General features: G+C 71.3%; 14 protein-coding genes. 4 read left to right on the plus strand and 10 right to left on the minus strand.

What is annotated here, in order from left to right:
- Positions 1 to 5 precede the first annotated feature (5 nt).
- A complete protein-coding gene (locus ABZ939_RS15135; RefSeq protein ID WP_361853848.1) occupies positions 6 to 1,904 on the minus strand; it encodes a nitrate- and nitrite sensing domain-containing protein in 1,899 nt (632 codons plus the stop codon).
- A 186-nt stretch (positions 1,905 to 2,090) separates the two neighbouring features.
- Here ABZ939_RS15135 and ABZ939_RS15140 point away from each other — a divergent pair, with 186 nt between their 5' ends.
- Positions 2,091 to 2,312 (plus strand): hypothetical protein, encoded by a 222-nt coding sequence (locus ABZ939_RS15140; protein WP_361853851.1) that lies wholly within the window; start codon positions 2,091 to 2,093, stop codon positions 2,310 to 2,312.
- A 141-nt stretch (positions 2,313 to 2,453) separates the two neighbouring features.
- On the opposite strand, the gene ABZ939_RS15145 is transcribed toward ABZ939_RS15140, so the two are convergent.
- The 7 genes from ABZ939_RS15145 to ABZ939_RS15175 form a co-directional block, all read right to left on the minus strand.
- Complete coding sequence (locus ABZ939_RS15145; protein WP_361853854.1) at positions 2,454 to 4,025, minus strand: APC family permease; 1,572 nt, start codon at positions 4,023 to 4,025, stop codon at positions 2,454 to 2,456.
- Between the two features lie 248 nt (positions 4,026 to 4,273).
- Positions 4,274 to 5,725: an aldehyde dehydrogenase family protein gene (locus ABZ939_RS15150; protein ID WP_361853857.1), complete on the minus strand. Its 1,452-nt coding sequence runs from the start codon at positions 5,723 to 5,725 to the stop codon at positions 4,274 to 4,276.
- Positions 5,722 to 7,449 carry a D-aminoacylase gene (locus ABZ939_RS15155; RefSeq protein ID WP_361853860.1) on the minus strand — a complete coding sequence of 576 codons (1,728 nt, stop codon included), beginning with the start codon at positions 7,447 to 7,449 and terminating at the stop codon, positions 5,722 to 5,724. The genes ABZ939_RS15150 and ABZ939_RS15155 overlap by 4 nt, the downstream gene beginning before the upstream one ends.
- A 404-nt stretch (positions 7,450 to 7,853) precedes the next feature.
- Positions 7,854 to 8,978 (minus strand): LLM class flavin-dependent oxidoreductase, encoded by a 1,125-nt coding sequence (locus ABZ939_RS15160; RefSeq protein WP_361853862.1) that lies wholly within the window; start codon positions 8,976 to 8,978, stop codon positions 7,854 to 7,856.
- Between the two features lie 107 nt (positions 8,979 to 9,085).
- Positions 9,086 to 9,847 (minus strand): glucose 1-dehydrogenase, encoded by a 762-nt coding sequence (locus ABZ939_RS15165; RefSeq protein ID WP_361853865.1) that lies wholly within the window; start codon positions 9,845 to 9,847, stop codon positions 9,086 to 9,088.
- Positions 9,848 to 9,866: 19 nt separating this feature from the next.
- On the minus strand, positions 9,867 to 10,784 hold the full coding sequence (locus tag ABZ939_RS15170) for an LLM class F420-dependent oxidoreductase (RefSeq protein ID WP_361853868.1): 918 nt from the start codon (positions 10,782 to 10,784) through the stop codon (positions 9,867 to 9,869).
- A 218-nt stretch (positions 10,785 to 11,002) separates the two neighbouring features.
- The gene (locus ABZ939_RS15175; protein WP_361853871.1) at positions 11,003 to 12,220 is read right to left on the minus strand and encodes an amidohydrolase family protein; all 1,218 of its coding nucleotides are present in this window, start codon (positions 12,218 to 12,220) and stop codon (positions 11,003 to 11,005) included.
- Positions 12,221 to 12,396: 176 nt separating this feature from the next.
- Here ABZ939_RS15175 and ABZ939_RS15180 point away from each other — a divergent pair, with 176 nt between their 5' ends.
- From ABZ939_RS15180 to ABZ939_RS15190, 3 genes are all read left to right on the plus strand, one after another.
- Entirely contained in the window at positions 12,397 to 15,354 is a 2,958-nt protein-coding gene (locus tag ABZ939_RS15180) for a BTAD domain-containing putative transcriptional regulator (RefSeq protein ID WP_361853874.1), read from the plus strand.
- 219 nt (positions 15,355 to 15,573) lie between these two features.
- Positions 15,574 to 15,777, plus strand: a complete 204-nt coding sequence (locus tag ABZ939_RS15185) for a hypothetical protein (protein ID WP_361853877.1) — start codon at positions 15,574 to 15,576, stop codon at positions 15,775 to 15,777.
- 312 nt (positions 15,778 to 16,089) lie between these two features.
- Complete coding sequence (locus ABZ939_RS15190; protein WP_361853880.1) at positions 16,090 to 16,278, plus strand: hypothetical protein; 189 nt, start codon at positions 16,090 to 16,092, stop codon at positions 16,276 to 16,278.
- 81 nt (positions 16,279 to 16,359) lie between these two features.
- Here the strand turns inward: ABZ939_RS15190 and ABZ939_RS15195 are convergent, their stop codons facing one another.
- Both ABZ939_RS15195 and ABZ939_RS15200 read right to left on the minus strand, forming a co-directional pair.
- Positions 16,360 to 17,136, minus strand: coding sequence for an ABC transporter permease (locus tag ABZ939_RS15195; protein ID WP_361853883.1), 777 nt, complete (start codon positions 17,134 to 17,136; stop codon positions 16,360 to 16,362).
- Positions 17,133 to 18,101, minus strand: a complete 969-nt coding sequence (locus tag ABZ939_RS15200) for an ATP-binding cassette domain-containing protein (protein ID WP_361853886.1) — start codon at positions 18,099 to 18,101, stop codon at positions 17,133 to 17,135. The genes ABZ939_RS15195 and ABZ939_RS15200 overlap by 4 nt, the downstream gene beginning before the upstream one ends.
- Between the last annotated feature and the right edge of the window lie 115 nt (positions 18,102 to 18,216).

Below are 18,216 nucleotides of genomic sequence, written 5' to 3' on the forward strand. Positions count from 1 at the left end.
CGCCGCTACGTGGTAGCGGCCACCGCGGCCTCGGCCGCGAGCACCGCCGCCGGCAGACCCACGTACGCGGTGATGCCGTTGCCGTCCGTCGGACGCAGCTCCACGTGCGCGCCGAGGCGAGCGGCGAGCCGGCCTACCACGTAGTGGCCGAGGTACCGGGTGGGAGCGACCAGGAAGCTCTCGTCGCCGGACAGCCGGGCGTTGGCGCGGGCCAGGTCGTCCATGCCCATGCCGACGCCCCGGTCGACCACCGCCAGGCAGTATTCGTCCAGGTCCCGCCAGCCGTACACCTCGACCGGCAGCTGGACGGAGGAGTAGACGAGCGCGTTCTCGATCAGCTCGGCGAGCAGGTGCGACAGGTCGGCGACGGCGTCGCCGCGGATGCGGCAGGGTTCGATGTCGGCGGTGGCGACCCGCCGGTACTGCTCGACCTCCGCGACCGCCGACTGCACCACCTCCCGGGCGGTCACCGGGCCCGGCCAGGCCCGCTGCGGTTGCTGTTCCCCCGCGAGGACGAGCAGCGACTCGGCGTTGCGCCGCATCCGGGTGGCGAGGTGGTCGAGTTCGAAGAGTTCGCCGAGGGCCTCCGGGTCGATCTCCTGGCTCTCCAGGGTGGTGATGAGACCGAGCTGCCGGCGCAGCAGACTCTGGTTGCGGCGGCCGAGGTTGGCCAGTGACTCGGAGGTGTTGCGGCGCAGGGCGGCCTGTTCGGCGGCGAGGCCGACGGCCGTGCGCTCCACGTTGCGCAGCGCGGCGGCGAGCTGGGTGATCTCCTGGGCGCTGCCGGGCACGTCCGGGCGGTACGGAGGGTCGGTGGCCGCCGCCGTACCCCCGTCCGCGTCCTGGATGCGTTGCACCGCCTCCTGGAGCCGTACGCCGGCCACCTCGTCGGCCTCCTCGGCGAGCGCGCCGAGCGGACGGGTGATGGAGCGCGCGGAGAGTACGGCGAGGGCCGCCGCGACCACCACGATGAGGAAGCCGAGGGCCACGAACCCGGCGAGCTGCCCGGTGGCCGCCGAGCTGAGCTGCCCGGCCCGGGCCCGCGCGTCCGCGCCGACGCCGCGCTGCACGCCGTAGAGGTCGTCCACGAGGACGGTCATCGACGTCCACCACAGGTTGGGGTCGACGGTGACGCGGGAGCCGTCGGCCGCCGCGGCGGCCCGTTTCTCCAGGTCGGCGGCGCGGCGGGCGTCGGTGGTGGCGAGGGCCTTGTCGAGGGCGGCGCGCTGGGCCGGGGTCGCGGACGTGGCGTACTGGCGCAGGGCGGCGACGCGGGCGGCGCGTACCTCGGCGAAGGCCAGGTACTCGTCGGCCTGGAAACGCCCGGCGGCGAAGACGCCGTTGAGGGAGCCGCGCTCCAGCGCCACGGACTCGGTGGCGTCGCCCAGTGCCCGCAGCGCGTCCATGGCGTCACCGAGGGCGCGGTCGCCCCCGGCGGCGTCGGCAGTGTGACTGTCGGTGAGGGTGGCGATGGCGTCGGTGTAGAAGGCGAAGGTCTCGGTGCGCGAGCCGCCCGCGTCGACGGTCGAGCGCACCGCCGTCAGCCGGCCCAGTGGGTCGGTGCCTGGCAGGTCGCCGAGCGCGGCGCGGGCGGTGTCGGAGCGGGCGCGCTGGGCGTCGAGGTCGTCGCGGTACTGCCGCGCGCCGCCGAGGAGCCCGTTGCTGAGCCCGCGCTCCCGCTGGAGTTCGTGGACGAGGGCCTGGACGGTGAGGACGCGGTCGACCCGGTCGCGGGTCTCGCGGGCGGCGGCCCAGTCGCCCGCGCGGTCGGCGACGGCGAGGCCGGTGAGGACGAGGAGGAGGCAGGTCGGTACGGCGAGGACGACGGTGACCCGACCGCGGATGGTGCGCCAGCCGGGGGTCAGCCGTGTGAGGTGCCGGACGACATGTGCTGTGGGAGTCACGCCGTACGACGCTAGGCAGGAGCGCGTCGCCCCCCATTTCCCTTCCGTAAGAGGGTAGTTGCGCTCCACTCACCCCGACCGGTTCGAACGGGATGCGGCGCGGGTCACCTGCCCGTAACGCGCGCCCGCCACGGCCTCGGACCGGGCGCTCGTAACCCGCCGCGCGGCCCTCGCGTTGGAGCGGGCATGAAGAAGATCCTCACCGCAGCCCTGACCGGACTCGCCGTCGCGGGGAGCATCGGCGCCGCCGGGTCCGCCGTCGCCGACACCGCCGACCTGGGCAACGCCAGCCTGCCCTCTGTCGTGCCGCTGAGCGGCCTCCTGAACCCCCAGGAGAAGCCGGCCGCCGCGGCCGACATGCCCGCCGCCAACGCGGTGGTCGAAGGGCTCCTGCCCGGCGGCCGCTGAGGCCGGTCGCCGAGACGGTCGCGCGGGTCGCTGAAACGGATCGCGCGGGTCGCTGAACGGGTCGCTGAAACGCCGAGGTGGCGGGACCGGAAGGGTCCCGCCACCTCGGCGTCGGTGACTCAGGGGTGCGTAGGCCTGCGCTCAGTCCGCGACCACCAGGGACGGCGTCTCCTTGGTGAGCACCTCGCCCCGGAAGAACGCGGGGCTCTTGCGCTGCATCACCAGCATGATGACCACGCCGACCAGCAGCAGTCCGACACCGATCACGAAGACCGAGCCGACGCCGAGGACCGAGGAGCCGCTGCCGTAGGCCGGGTCCCACATGTCGTACAGCGTCTTGCCGAAGACCGCGGTCAGCAGGATGCCGCCGAGGACGGGGCACAGGCCCTTGTAGAGGAAGTCACGGCCGGAGCGGAAGAGCTCCTTGCGGAAGTACCAGGCGCAGGCGAACGCGGTCAGCGAGTAGTAGAAGCAGATCATCAGGCCGAGCGCGTAGATCGTGTCGACCAGGACGTTCTCGCTGACCAGCGTCATCGCCGTGTAGAAGACGCCGGTGGCGACACCCGCGACGACCGTGGCCTTGCCGGGGGTCTTGAAGCGCGGGTTGACCTTGGCGTAGGAGGCGGGGAGCGCCTCGTAGGCCGACATCGCGAGCACAGTGCGGGCCACGGGGATGAACGTCGTCTGGAGGCTGGCCGCCGCCGAGGCGAGGACGGCGATGAAGAGCAGGATGCCGAAGGCCGGGCCCATGACCGGGCCGGCGAGGGCGGCGAAGACGTTGTCGGAGGTCTCCGGGTTCGCGAGGCCGAGCCCGCTGTCGCCGGAGCCGACGGCCATCTGCGCGGCGACGCCGGTGGCGAGGTAGGAGCCGACCAGGACGACCATCGCGATGAGCGCGGCGCGGCCGGGGGTCTTGGTGCTGCCCGTGGTCTCCTCGTTGGTCGCCATGCAGGCGTCCCAGCCCCAGTACATGAAGATCGAGAGGGACAGACCGGCCGTGAAGGCGGCGAAGGACTGGACGGCGAACGGGTTCATCCAGGACCAGGAGAAGGAGAGCCCGGTGTCGAAGGCGCCGCTGCCGGCCTTCTGGAAGGCCATGGCCACGAACAGCGCGAGGACGACGAGCTGCAGGCCGACGAGGGCGTACTGCACGCCCTTGGTGGCGGTCATGCCGCGGTAGCTGATCGCGGTGGCGACGGCGATGAGCGTGAGGCAGGTGAGGATGTGGACGGCCTTGTTGTCGTCCAGGGCGGCGATGGACTCGCTGCCGCTGATCTCACCGGCGAGCAGCCAGAAGTAGGAGGTCGCGACGCCGGCCAGGTTGGAGAGCACGATGATCGTCGCGATGACGAGACCCCAGCCGCACATCCAGCCGATCTTGGGGCCGAAGGCCTTCACGGTCCAGGTGAAGGAGGTGCCGCAGTCGGGCATCGCCTTGTTGAGCTCTCGGTACGCGAACGCGACGAGCAGCATCGGGAGGAAGCCCGCGAGGAAGATCGCGGGCATCTGGAGTCCGACCTCGCCGGCCGTGGAGCCGAGCGTGGAGGTCAGACAGTAGACGGGGGCGACGGTCGAGATGCCGATGACGGCACTGCCCATCAGTCCGACGGAGTTCCCGCCGAGTCCCTTGCGGCGTACGCCATGGTTGTCGCCCGAGGCGGTGACGCCCCTTACCGTGTCTCCGGCCTGGGGCCGTGCTTCCACCTGAGTCATGAACAGGACGTTAAGTGCTGCGGTTTCCACATCCGGAAGATCAGAGTCCGGGATGCCGGCCGATCTTCACCTTGCATTGAGAGGACGACACGGCCCTCTTGGCATTGATTGAAAGATCGACCACCGGTTCGGACCGACCGATTGGTAGGCGCCTCGAAGGCCGTCCGATATGCGGGAACCGCAGCAGTGCCCCAAATGTCCGTTTCCAAATTTTCCCGAAGTATTTTCCGAGCCTTGCGGGAAAGGGGTCAGCCGGGCCAGACCACCGCCTGCGTCTCGCTGTACGCGTGCAGGGCGTAGGACCCCACGTCCCGCCCCACACCGCTCTTCTTGAACCCGCCGAACGGCGCCTCCATGTTCCGTCCGATCGTGTTCACCCCGACGCCGCCCGCCCGAAGCCGGGCCGCGATACGGAATGCGCGGGCCACGTCCCCGGACCACACGTAGTCGAGGAGCCCGTACTCGCTGTCGTTCGCCAGCGCGACGCCCTCCTCCTCGTCGTCGAAGGGCACGACCACGACGACCGGGCCGAAGATCTCCTCCCGGACCACCCGCATGTCGTTCGTGCAGTCCGCGAGCAGGGTCGGGGCCACATAGAAGCCCTTGGCGAGGTCCGGCCGCTCACCGCCCACGACGACCCGGGCCCCCTCCTTCCGCCCCAGGGCGATGTACGACTCCACCCGGTCGCGGTGGGCCGCCGAGATCACCGGCCCGACCACCGTGCCCTGCGCCGCCGGATCCCCCACCTTCATGAAGGCCAGATAGCCGGTGAGCTTCTCGATCAGCTGCTCGTAGATCCCCCGCTGGGCGAGCACGCGGGTCGGAGCCGTGCAGATCTGCCCGCTGTAGAAGGAGAAGGTGGTACCGATCCCCATCACCGCCGAGTCCAGGTCGGCGTCGTCGAAGACCAGCGCCGCGCCCTTGCCGCCCAGCTCCATCAGCTGCCGCTTCAGCTCCCGCCCGCAGACCTCGCCGATGCGCTGCCCGACGGCCGTCGAGCCGGTGAAGGAGACCATGTCGACCTCCGGGGAGTCGACGGCCGCCTCGCCGACAGCGGTGCTCGTGCCGGTGACGACGTTGACGACACCCGCCGGGACCCCGGCCTCCGCCAGGGCCCGGGTCATCGCGTAGACGGAGAGCGGGTCCTGCGGGGCCGGCTTCACCACCACCGTGTTGCCCATCGCCAGCGCCGGGGCGATCTTGCCGGCCGGGTTGGCCCAGGGGTTGTTGTACGAGGTGATGCAGGTGACCACGCCGACCGGGCGCCGTACCGCCACCGCGCCGAAGACCCCGGCCCTCCCCATCGGCCCGGCCTCGTTGATCTGCGGGGGCAGCGCCTGCTCGACCGGCTCCAGGGCGCCGCGCGCGTACCGGCGGAAGCGGGACGAGCCGACGGCGACCTGCATCCCGCGTGCCGTGCCGGTCGTCGCACCGGTCTCGGCCTGCGCGAGGACGGTGTTCGCGTCGGCGTCCCGGGCCATCAGGTCCGCGGCCCGGTCGAGGATCGCGGCGCGCTCCTCCGGTTTCGTACGGGACCAGGTCGCGAAGGCATCCCGGGCGGCGGTCGCCGCCTCGTACACCTGGCTCCTGCTCGCCTCGGGAGCGAGACCGACGACCTCCTCGGTGGCCGGGTTGACCACCTCGTAGTACCCGCCGTCGGGTTCGACCCACTCGCCGCCGATGTAGAGCCGCTGGCTCACCTGGTGCTCACCGTCCTCGTGTCGCGGCCGGAGCGCAGCACCCTGCCGGGGATCGCGCCGGTCACCTCGTCGTCGCGGATGGTCTCCACGCCGTTGACGCGGACCGACACGATGCCGATCGCCCGCGAGTCGAGCCGGGGGCTGTCGCCGGGCAGGTCGTGCACCAGGGTCGCCGGGCCCGCGTCGATCCGCGCGGGGTCGAAGAGGACCAGATCGGCGTGGAAGCCCTCCGCGATCCGCCCCCGCTCACGCAGCCCGAACAGCCGGGCCGGATCGTCGGTGAGCATCCTCACCGCCTGTTCCAGGGGGAGCAGCTTCCGGCCGCGCAGACAGTCGCCGAGGAAGCGGGTGGTGTACGGGGCGCCGCACATCCGGTCCAGGTGCGCGCCGGCGTCGGAGCCGCCCAGCATCACGTCCTCGTGCTCCCAGGTCTCGCGGCGCAGCGCCCAGGACGCTGGGTCGTTGTCGGTGGGCATGGGCCACAGCACGGTCCGCAGCTCGTCGTTGGCGCAGATCTCGACGAGGCACTGGAAGGGGTCCTGGCCGCGCTCGGCGGCGATGTCGCGGACGACCCGTCCGGTGAGGCCGCGGTTCTCGTCGGAGTACGTGTCCCCGATGACGTACCGGCCGAAGTTCGCCAGGCGGCGGAAGACGCCGGCCTCCTTGGAATCGGCGCGGCGCAGCATCTCGGCCCGGACGGAAGGGTCGCGGAGCTTCGCGATCCGCTCGCGGACGGGGAGTCCCAGGATCTCGCCCCAGCCGGGGATGAGGTTGAGGGCGCAGAAGGTGCCGAGCGACATGTTCATGGGGGTGAGGATCGGCATGGTGAGGGCGACGATCCGGCCGCCGGACTTGCGGGCGCGTTCGGAGGCGAAGAGCTGGCGCGGGACGCGTTCGGGGACGGTGGCGTCGATGGTGAGGACGTTCCAGTTCAGGGGCCTGCCGGCGGCCGCCGTCATGTCGACGAAGAGGTCGATCTCGTCGTCGGAGAACTGGTCGAGGCAGCCGGCCAGGATCGCTTCGAGCTGGGTGCCCTCGTGCTCGCCGACGGCCTTCGAGAGGGCGATCAGCTCGGCGGGGGTGGCGTGCCGGGAGGCGACGGGGGCGCCGTCGCCGTCGGAGTGGGTGGAGGACTGGGTGGTGGACAGACCCCAGGCACCGGCGTCCATGGCCTCCTTGAGCAGCCCGACCATCCGCTCCAGCTGCTCGGGCGTGGGCTGCCCGCCGACGGCGTCGGCGCCCATCACGTACCGGCGGAGGGCGCAGTGCCCCACCATGAAGCCGGCGTTGACGGCGATGCGTCCTTCGAGGGCGTCGAGGTACTCGGCGAAGGACGACCAGCTCCAGTCGACGCCCTCCTCCAGGGCCTTGAGGGCCATGCCCTCCACCTTGGACATCATGCGGCGGGTGTAGTCGGCGTCCTCGGGCCGGTCCGGGTGGAGGGGCGCGAGGGTGAAGCCGCAGTTCCCGCCGGCGACGGTGGTGACGCCGTGGTTCATGGAGGGGGTGGCGAAGGGGTCCCAGAAGAGCTGGGCGTCGTAGTGGGTGTGGGGGTCGACGAAGCCGGGCGTGAGGACGAGGCCGGTGGCGTCCTCGGTGGTGCGGGCGGTGGCGTCCGCGTCGGCGAAGACGATCCGCCCGTCACGTATGCCGATGTCGGCGACGCGTGCGGGGGCGCCGGTCCCGTCGACGACGGTGGCGCCCTTGATGATGTGGTCGAGCATGACGGTCCTTTCGCACGTGGACTGCCCCGGCCGGGGGCCGCGCAGCCGGCCGCGGCTGCGATGACCTCCGGCCGGGGCCGGTACGGGTGCGGCGATCCGGGAAGACACCGCCCCGCGCTCTGGTGGGGGCCGTTGTGGGCATTCGTTCCGCCGGGGCGGGACGGGTGGGCACAACGGACGGCGCCCTGACGGGCGCGTCCGCCCGGTGCACCCCCACCCTGAGGTACCTGAAGCTCAACGGCCCTGGTGCACAGGGGTTCATGAGCGGAACGCGCCCGCCAGGGCGCCGTCCCGTCTGCCCACCCGTCCCGCCCCAGCGGGACGATTGCCCACACGGGGGGGGCGGGGAGGCGGGACGGCCGCATACGCGGCTTGGCCCGCCGGGCCCCGGGGGCAGCACCCCGTCAGGCGCTCGCGCCCCCGCGGAAGCGGGTCGTGCGGTGGATCGGGTCCGTGTCGATCTTGGGGATCACGTGCTCGCCGATCAGCTTGATCGTGTTCATCGTGTCCTCGTACGACACCCCGATCGGCAGCCCGAACGACAGCTGGTCCGCCCCTGCCTGCTCCCAGCGCTTGCACTGGCGCAGGACCTCCTCCGGGTCACCGCAGATCATCAGCTCCTCGGCGATGAGGAGTTCGATGATCTCCGCGCTGTACTCCGGAAGCAGCTCCGGCCACTCCGGGATGCCCTCCGGCCGCGGGAAGGTGTCGTGGTAGCGGAAGAGCAGCGACTGCAGGTAGTTGAGCCCGCCGCTCACCGCGATCTCGACGGCCTTGTCGTGCGTCTCCGCGCAGATCGCCGTCGACGTGACCATCACGTTGTCGTTGACGAAGTCGCCGACCGCCTTGGCCTCCTTGATCGCCGTCTTGTACGACTCGACGACCCACTCCATGTCGGAGACCTTCTGCACGCTGAAGCCGAGGACGCCAAGACCCTTCTTGCCCGCCATGGCGTACGAGGACGGCGAGCCGGCCGCGTACCACATGGCCGGGTGGGACTTCCCGTACGGCTTGGGCAGGACCTTGCGCGGCGGCAGGGACCAGTGCTTGCCCTGGAAGCCGACGTACTCGTCCTGGAGCCACATCTTGGGGAACTCGGCGATCGTCTCTTCCCAGATCTCCTTGGTGTGGTTCATGTCGGTGATGCCCGGCATGAACCCGAGGATCTCGTGGGAGCCCGCCCCGCGCCCGGAGCCGAACTCGAAGCGGCCCTGGGAGAGATGGTCGAGCATGGCCACCTTCTCGGCGACCTTGACCGGGTGGTTCACCGGCGCGAGGGGGTTGAAGATGCCCGAGCCGAGGTGGATCCGCTCGGTGGCGTGGGCGAGGTAGCCCAGGTAGACGTCGTTCGCCGAGAGGTGCGAGTACTCCTCCAGGAAGTGGTGTTCGGACGCCCAGGCGTACTTGAACCCGGACCTGTCCGCCTGGATGACGTACTCGGTCTCCTCCATCAGCGCCTTGTGCTCGGCCTCGGGATCGGTCTCGGCCCGCTTGCCGACGTATCCCTGCACGAAGATCCCGAATTCCAAGGGGTTCACCGTCCTCGTTGTTTCTGACGTACCGTCAGATTCTCGATGTGCCCGACTTTCGCACCGCGGGGCGGGTGCGTCAATAGCTGATGGATCGTCAGAATCGCTCAGAACAGGCTGACGCCCGCGAGCCAGCCGCCGTCGATCACGAACGGCTGCCCGGTGATGTAGGCGGAGTCCTCCGCGGTCAGGAAGAGCGCGAGCGCCGCGACCTCCTCCGGCCGCCCGATCCGCCCGAGCGGCACCAGCTTCTGGTACAGCTCGGCCGTCGCCGCCGGGTCCACGCCCTCCGGGTTGCTCATCGGGGTGTCGATCGCGCCCGGGCAGACCGCGTTGACCCGGATCTTCCTGGCCGCCAGCTCCAGGGCGGCGACTCGGGTGAGCCCGAGCACGGCATGCTTGGTGGCGGCGTACGCGCCGACGCCCGCCATGCCCGTCACCCCTGTGTACGAGGCGGTGTTGACGATCGTGCCGCCTCCCGCCGCCTCGATCTCCGGCGCGACGGTACGGATCCCCAGGAAGCAGCCCACCTGGTTGACCTGCACGATCGCCTGGAACTCGTCGAGCGGGGTCGACACCAGCTCGTTGAAGCGGAGGATCCCCGCGTTGTTGACGAGTCCGTCGATCCGCCCGAAGCGCTCCTTGGCAAGGGCGACGGCGGCCGTCCAGTCCTCCTCCCTCGTCACGTCGAGGTGGACGTACGCGGCTCGCTCCTCGCCCAGCTCCTTGGCCAGCGCCTCGCCGGGATCGTCGAGCACGTCGGCGATGACGACCCGCGCCCCCTCGGCGGCGAAGAGCCGCGCCTCCTGCTCGCCCTGCCCGCGCGCCGCGCCCGTGATGACGACGACGCGCCCGTCCAGCTTGCCCATGTGCGTACTCCTCGGGGTCCTAGAGGTGCGGAGCCACTTCGGCGGCGAACACCGCCATCTGATCGGTGAGTTCGGTACGGCTCCGGGAGCGGAACCGCACCTGGATCTGGTCCACGCCCATCTCCCCGTACGCGCGCAGCGAGGACGCCAGGGCCTCCGGCTTCCCGGTCAGCGTCCGCCGGCCGAGCTCCCAGCCGGCCTCGCCGACGTACAGGGGCTCGACGATCGCCCCGACGGTGATCGGCTCCTCGATCCCGGCCTCGGCGCGCAGGTTCTTCAGCCGGGCGATCTGCGCCGGGAGCTTCTCCCGCGGGTCGCCCTGCGGGAGCCAGCCGTCGCCCTTGAGCGCGGCCCTGCGCACGGCGGCGGGCGAGGATCCGCCGACCCAGACCGGCACCCGCTCCTGGGCGGGCCGGGGTCGCTGCCCGAGCTCCTTGAAGGAGAACCGCTCGCCACTGAACTCCGGAAACTCCTCCGGTCCGAGCGCCGCCTTGAGCGCGTCGATCGTCTCGTCGAGGACCCCGCCGCGGCCCGCGAAGTCGGCCCCGACGGCCTCGAACTCCTCCTGCACATGCCCCGCCCCGACCCCGAGGACCAGCCGTCCGCCGGAGAGATGGTCGAGGGTCGCGTACGCCTTGGCCGTCACCAGCGGGTGCCGCAGCCCGACGACGGCGACGTGGGAGAGCAGCCGGACGCGCTCGGTCGCGGCGGCGAGGAAGGAGAGGGTGGCGACCGGGTCGTACCAGACGGTGCCCATCGGCCCGGCGAGCCGGCGCGGGATGGCGACGTGGTCGCAACTCGCGATGTAGTCGAAGCCGGCCCGGTCGGCGGTGCGGGCGATCTCCAGCAGGTCGGCGGGGCCGGCCGCGGCCTCCCAGGGTTCGGCGTAGATCGTGCTCTGGGACTGGACCGGGAGCTGCATCCCGTAGACCACCATGGCGACCCCCTCAGGATCTGACGATTCGTCATATAACTGAGCGGCCCCCATGCTTGCGCCTGACGACCCATCAGACAAGGGGTGCGCGGATCCCGGTGCCGAAACGACCCCGGCCGCGTCCCCGAGTCGCACCGGCCGCGGCGCACCGGTCCTGTCGCACCGGCCGCGTCGCACGGGGGCCCGCGACCCCCGTGGAGTCGCGGGCCCCGTGCGTCGCGCTACGGCACCCAGAGTCCGTCCGCCGTCAGCCCGAGCAGCTCGATCGCGTTGCCGCGCACGATCCGGTCGACGACCTCCGGTTCCAGGTGCCCCATCTGGGCCTCGCCGACCTCCCGGGACTTGGGCCAGGTGGAGTCGGAGTGCGGGTAGTCGGTCTCGTAGAGCACGTTCCCGACGCCGATCGCGTCGAGGTTCTTCAGCCCGAAGGCGTCGTCGAAGAAGCAGCCGTAGACGTGCTCGGCGAAGAGTTCCGACGGCGGACGCAGCACCTTCTCGGCGACCCCGCCCCAGCCGCGGTTCTCCTCCCAGACCACGTCGGCGCGCTCCAGGATGTACGGGATCCAGCCGATCTGCCCCTCCGCGTACATGATCCTCAGGTTGGGGAAGCGCTCGAACTTCCCGCTCATCAGCCAGTCCACCATCGAGAAGCAGCAGTTGGCGAAGGTGATGGTGGAGCCGACGGCCGGCGGGGCGTCGGCGGAGGTGGACGGCATCCGGCTGGAGGAGCCGATGTGCATGGCGACGACCGTGCCCGTCTCGTCGCAGGCCCGCAGGAACGGGTCCCAGTAGTCCGTGTGGACGGACGGCAGGCCGAGGTGGGGCGGGATCTCGGAGAAGGCGACGGCGCGGACCCCGCGGGCGGCGTTGCGCCGCACCTCCTCGGCGGCGAGCTCGGCGTCCCAGAGGGGGATCAGCGTGAGCGGTATGAGGCGGCCGTGCGCCTCCGGCCCACACCACTCCTCCACCATCCAGTCGTTGTACGCGCGGACGCCGAGCAGGCCGAGCTCGCGGTCGCTCGCCTCGGTGAACGTCTGTCCGCAGAAGCGGGGGAAGGTGGGGAAGCAGAGCGCCGACTGCACATGGTTCACATCCATGTCGGCGAGCCGGTCGGGGACGCTGTACGAGCCCGGACGCATCTGCTCGTAGGTGATGACCTCGAGCTTGATCTCGTCCCTGTCGTAGCCGACGGCGGTGTCGAGCCGGGTGAGCGGCCGGTGCAGGTCCTCGTACACCCACCAGTCGCCGATCGGCCCGTCGTCACCCTTCTCCCCCATGACCGGGGCGAACTTGCCGCCCAGGAAGGTCATTTCCTTCAGGGGCGCCCGGACGATCCGCGGTCCGGTGTCGCGGTACCTGGACGGGAGCCGGTCCCGCCAGACGTGAGGCGGCTCCACGGTGTGGTCGTCCACCGAGATGATCTTCGGGAAGGTCTCCATGCGTTTCACGGTAGCGCCGATCTGACGACCCGTCAGCTAGTCGGGAGCCCCGGAGCGGCCGGATCATGTCGGATCCTGTGGCAGGACTTGTGCAGACAGTCACCCGATGCTGACGCGCCCCCTCCGGACAAGGCAGACTGTCTTGGGCGAAACCAGCGGTGCGGGCAGGGGGAGCTATGGACCGTGAGAACGGGCCGCGAGTACCGGAGCAGCGGGCTCCGGAGACGGGTCTCCACAGCGAAGGAGACCTGCGCTTCGGCGTGCTCGGACCCGTGCGTGCCTGGCGCGGCGGCGAAGCGCTGCCGTCCGGCTCCCCTCAGCAGCGGGCGCTGCTCGCCGCGCTCCTGATGCGCGACGGCCGCACGGCCACGGCCGCGGAGCTGATCGACGCCATCTGGGGCGACGAACCGCCCTCGCAGGCGCTGGCCGCGGTACGGACGTACGCCTCACGGCTGCGCAAGATCCTCGCCCCCGGGGTCCTGGTCAGCGACGCCGGCGGCTACGCGATCCGCGTTCCGGCCGGTGTGGTGGACCTGAACGTCGCCCAGGAACTGGCGGCCGAGGCCGAGAAGCTGCGGGCCGCAGGGGACCGGGGCGAGGCGCGCTCCCGGCTGGGGAAGGCGCTCGCCCTCTGGGACGGCGAGCCCCTCGCGTCCGTCCCGGGACCATACGCCGAGACCCAGCGGGCCCGGCTGGAGGAATGGCGCCTCCAGCTCCTCGAAGCCCGCCTGGACATGGACCTGGAGGTCGGCGCCCACGCGGAGGCCGTCTCCGAGCTGACCGCGCTGACGGCGGCGCACCCCCTGCGGGAGCGCCTGCGGGAACTGCTGATGCTGGCCCTCTACCGCAGCGGCCGGCAGGCGGAGGCGCTGGCCGTGTACGCGGACACGCGCCGGCTCCTCGCCGACGAACTGGGCGTCGACCCGTGCCCGGAGCTCTCCCGGCTCCAGCAGCGGATCCTCCAGGCGGACACCGAACTGGCCCGCCCGGTGGAGGAGTCGGCTCCGGCTCCTGTCGTGGCCCGGCCGGCGCAGCTCCCCGCCACGGTCCCGGACTTCACCGGCCGCAGCTCCTTCGTACGGGAGCTGGGCGACCGGCTGGCCACCGCGGAGGGGTCCGTGATGGCCGTCTCGGCGCTCGCCGGCATCGGCGGCGTCGGAAAGACGACGCTCGCCGTGCACGTGGCGCACGAGGCACGCCCGCACTTCCCCGACGGCCAGCTGTATGTGGACCTCCAGGGCGCGGGCGCCCGCGCGGCGGCCCCGGAAACGGTGCTCGGCGCGTTCTTGAGGGCGCTCGGCACGCCGGACTCGGCCATCCCCGACTCGCTGGAGGAGCGGGCGGCGCTGTACCGCTCGACGCTCGACGGCCGCCGGATCCTGGTGCTCCTCGACAACGCCCGGGACGCGGCCCAGATCCGCCCCCTGCTGCCGGGCACGGCGGGCTGCGCGGCGCTCGTGACGAGCCGCATCCGGATGGTGGACCTGGCCGGGGCGCATCTGGTGGACCTGGACGTCATGTCGCCGGAGGAGGCGCTGCAGCTCTTCACGCGCATCGTCGGCACCGAGCGTGTGTCCGCCGAACGCGAGGCGGCCCTCGACGTGGTGGCCGCGTGCGGCTTCCTCCCGCTGGCGATCCGTATCGCCGCCTCCCGCCTGGCGGCACGCCGCACCTGGACGGTGGCGGTCCTGGCGGCGAAGCTCGCCGACGAGCGCCGCCGCCTGGACGAACTCCAGGCGGGCGACCTGGCGGTCAAGGCCACCTTCGAACTCGGCTACGGCCAGCTCGAACCGGCCCAGGCCCGCGCCTTCCGCCTGCTGGGCCTGGCCGACGGCCCGGACATCTCCCTCGCGGCGGCGTCCGCGGTCCTCGACCTCCCGCTCCATGACACCGAGGACCTCCTGGAGGCCCTGGTCGACACGTCCCTCCTGGAATCCGCGGCCCCGGGCCGGTACCGCTACCACGACCTGGTCCGCCTCTACGCGCGTGCGTGCGCGGAGCGGGACGAACAGCCGCCGGTGGAACGGGAGCGGGCGCTGTCGCGGCTGCTCGACTTCTACCTGTCGACGGCGGCGAGGGTGTACGCGATCGAGCGCCCGGGCGACCGTCTGGTCGACCACCTGGAGCCGACGGAACACGAGGGCCTGACCTTCACGGACCGCCACGCGGCACAGGACTGGCTGTACCGCGAGGCGAACTGCCTGCTGGCGTGCGTCCGGCAGTCGGCGGGGTCGGAGGGGACGCTGCGGCGGGCGGTGGATCTACTGTGGGCCTCCATCGATCTGGGCGAATCCGGCGCCAACTCCAAGCAGTACGAGTCCGTGGCCACCGCGCTCCGGGACGCCGTCCGCGCCATCGGCGACGAGCACGCGGAGGCCCGGAGTCTGATGGCTCTGAGCAACGTCCAGGCCCATACAGGACGCTTCGACGAGGCCGACCTCGACGCGGAACACGCCGCGCGGCTGGCCGCCCGGACCGGGGACGGACTCACCGTCGCCTGGGCGGCCAACGCCCGAGGAATCATCGCCATCTACCAGAATCGGCACGTCGACGGCGAGCAGCACCTGACCGAGGCCATCAACGGGTTCCAGGCGGACGGCAATCGCCCGAGCGAAGCGAGCGCCCTCTGCAACCTCTCGCGCGTTCACCTCGCGATGGGGCGCGTCACCAGCGCCATCTCCCTGGCGGAGCGCGGAATCGCGATCTACGACTCGATGGGCCACTCGCTGCGCGGTGCGAACGGGCGCTACGCGTTGGGGCTCGCCCTGACCGAGGACCGGCAGCACGCGGCCGGCGCCGAGGCTCTGCGGGAGGCGCTGTCGGTCTTCCGGGACAGTCGGCAGAGGCTCTGGGAGGGCATGACTCTCTTCCGGATCGCGGAGCTCGAACTGTCGGCCCGTCGACCGGCACAGGCCGCGGCCCTGGCGGAGCAGGCCCTCGCCGTGCTGAACGGCATCGGCGGAGAGTGGCGCCGTGCGAACGTCCTCACCGTGCTCGGTCACGCCCTCAGCGGTCTCGGTCAGATCGGCCGCGCTCAGGTCTGCTGGCGCGACGCACTCGCCATCCACGAGAGCCTGGACTCCCCTGAGGCGGATGCCCTCCGGTCCCTGCTCGCGCCGTCCGCAGCCGCTTAGGAACGCTGCCGTCTGCGCGTTCATCGAACGTTTATCACTGCGCGCCATGCTCCTCTCATCGATCCGTCGCGTCGGGGGGCAGACGGGTCGCTGATGAGGCCGTCGCTCCCGAGCAATAGGGTGAACGGCCCTGAGAGACCCGGCCGGCCGCCCACGGGGGAGCAGCCGGCCGGGTCCAACGGACTCAACTGCACCGCAACAGCATGGGAGGGACTCATCATGACCGAACCGCTCAAGAACGAGCCCGTATTGAAGCCTCAGGACCAGCACGCCACGGGCACGGAGGAGGCTCCGGTCACCACCCAGGACCAGCACGCGACGGGTGGCGGCATCACCACGCTCGACCAGCACGCGACGGGCGGGGACATCAACACGCTGGACCAGCACGCCACATCGGAGCCGTTCAAGCCGACCCAGGGCTGAGGCTTCCCACGGGGGGACGGCCTCGGCGACACCAACGGGGGAGCCGCCGAAGCCGTACATGTCCGGGGCCTGAGCGCCGGCGCTCGGGGGACATCCGCAGGGCTCGGGGGAACCCGGCGGACAGAGCAGGCACGCAGGCCGCAACCGGACGCGTGATGGAGGGGCCGGGTTTCCACCCGGCCCCTCCATCATGCGTGGAGGCGACTCCCGGCCAAACCCTGACCGGATCCTCACACAACCATCGAACTGGAGTTCCCACCCTGGCAGGGTCGCTGGGGAACGGAGTTCCACCACTCTTGCAAGGAGCTGGAAATGACCCGCACCAAGCGCTTCCTGGCCGGCGGCTTCATCGCTGCCGCCCTCGCCGCCGGCACGGCCACCCCGGCCCTGGCCGATTCGCACGCCACGATCGTCACCCCGCAGGACTCCCACGCCACCGTGATCAGTCCGCAGGACTCCCACGCGACCTCGTTCGGCACGGACGATTCCCACGCGACCTGATCCCCGCACGCCAAGGCGCCCGTCCCTCACCAGGGTCCGGGCGCCTTCTGCTTGGGGTGTGAGTGGTCGAGGTCGTCTCCGTTACTTCGGGTCGCGCTTGAACGACGACGTCGACCAGCGGTAGCCGAGCGCGGTCAGGGCCAGGGACCAGGCGAGGGCGAGCCAGCCGTTGTGGCCGATCTCCGTGCCGAGGAGCAGGCCGCGCAGGGTTTCGATGGCCGGGGTGAAGGGCTGGTACTCGGCGATCGGCTGGAACCAGCCCGGCATCGCGTCGATCGGGGTGAAGGCGCTGGAAATGAGCGGGAGGAGGATCAGCGGCATGGCGCTGTTGCTGGCCGCCTCGGCGTTCGGGCTGGCCATGCCCATCCCGACCGCGATCCAGGTGAGCGCCAGGGCGTACAGCGCGACCAGTCCGAACGCGGCGAGCCACTCCAGGACGCCGGCATCGGTGGAGCGGAAGCCGATCGCCACGGCGACGGCGCCGACGAGGACCACGCTGGCGATCGACTGCAGGACGCTGCCGATGACATGGCCGATGAGCACGGAGCTGCGGTGGATCGCCATCGAGCGGAAGCGGGCGATGATGCCCCCGGACATGTCCGTGGCGACGGACACCGCGGCCCCGATGACGGTGGAGCCGATGGTCATGAGCAGGATGCCCGGGACGATGTAGGCGATGTAGGCGTCGCGGCCCGCGCCGCCGCTCATCGCGTCACCGAAGATGTAGACGAAGAGCAGCAGCAGCATGACCGGGGTCATCAGCAGGTTCAGCGTGAGGGACGGGTAGCGCCGCGCGTGCAGCAGGTTGCGGCGCAGCATCGTGGAGGAGTCACGCAGGGCGAGGGAGAGGGAGCTCATCGGACGGCCTCCTTGGGCGCGTTGTTCTGGGTGGGCACGGTGGAGCCGGTCAGGGCGAAGAACACGTCGTCGAGGTCGGGGGTGTGCACGGTCAGCTCGTCGGCCTCGATGCCGGCGGAGTCCAGCCGGTCGAGGATCGAGCGCAGCTCGCGCTGGCTGCCGTCGCTGGGGATCTGCAGCGCCAGCGCCTCGTCGTCCAGGGCGACCTCTCCCAGGGCGGAGGCGGCGGTCCGGTACGCGACCGGGTCGGAGAAGCGGAGTCGTACGTGCCCGCCCGGGATGAGCCGCTTCAGTTCTTCGGCGGTGCCCTCGGCGGCGATCCTGCCGTCGCTCAGTACCGCGATGCGGTCGGCGAGTTGGTCGGCCTCCTCCAGGTACTGGGTGGTGAGGAAGACGGTGACGCCGTCGGAGACGAGCTCGCGGATGATCTGCCACATGTTGTGGCGGCTGCGCGGGTCGAGACCGGTGGTGGGCTCGTCGAGGAAGATGATCCGCGGGTTGCCGACCAGGGTCATGGCGATGTCGAGGCGGCGCTTCATGCCGCCGGAGTAGGTGGAGGCGGGCTTCTTCGCGGCCTCGGTGAGGTCGAAGCGCTCGAGGAGTTCCGCGGCGACCCGCCGCCCCTCGCGCTTGGGCAGGTGGTGCAGGTCCGCCATGAGGAGCATGTTCTCCTCGCCGGTGATCAGGCCGTCGACGGCGGAGAACTGACCGGTGACGCCGATCGCGGCGCGGACCGCCTGCGGGTCGGCGGTGAGGTCGTGGCCGCCGACGCGGATCTCGCCGGAGGCGGGTCCCGGGGAGATGAGGGTGGAGAGAATCTTGACTGCGGTGGTCTTGCCGGCGCCGTTCGGGCCGAGCAGGGAGAAGATCGTTCCTTCCGGGACGGCCAGGTCGATGCCGTCGAGCACGATCTTGTCGCCGTAGGACTTGCGCAGCCCGTTCGCCGCGATGGCCAAGCTGGTCATGAGGGGGCTCCTTGGGGCGTGGCGGGTCAGAGGCTGCGGGCGGTGATGTTGCCGTGGGCGGTGGTGGCGTGGATGTCGAGTGCGGTGGTGCCGTTGTTCTTGAGGGTGTTGTCGA

Origin of the sequence: Streptomyces sp. NPDC046712, assembly GCF_040645695.1 — a bacterium.
Classification (GTDB): domain Bacteria; phylum Actinomycetota; class Actinomycetes; order Streptomycetales; family Streptomycetaceae; genus Streptomyces.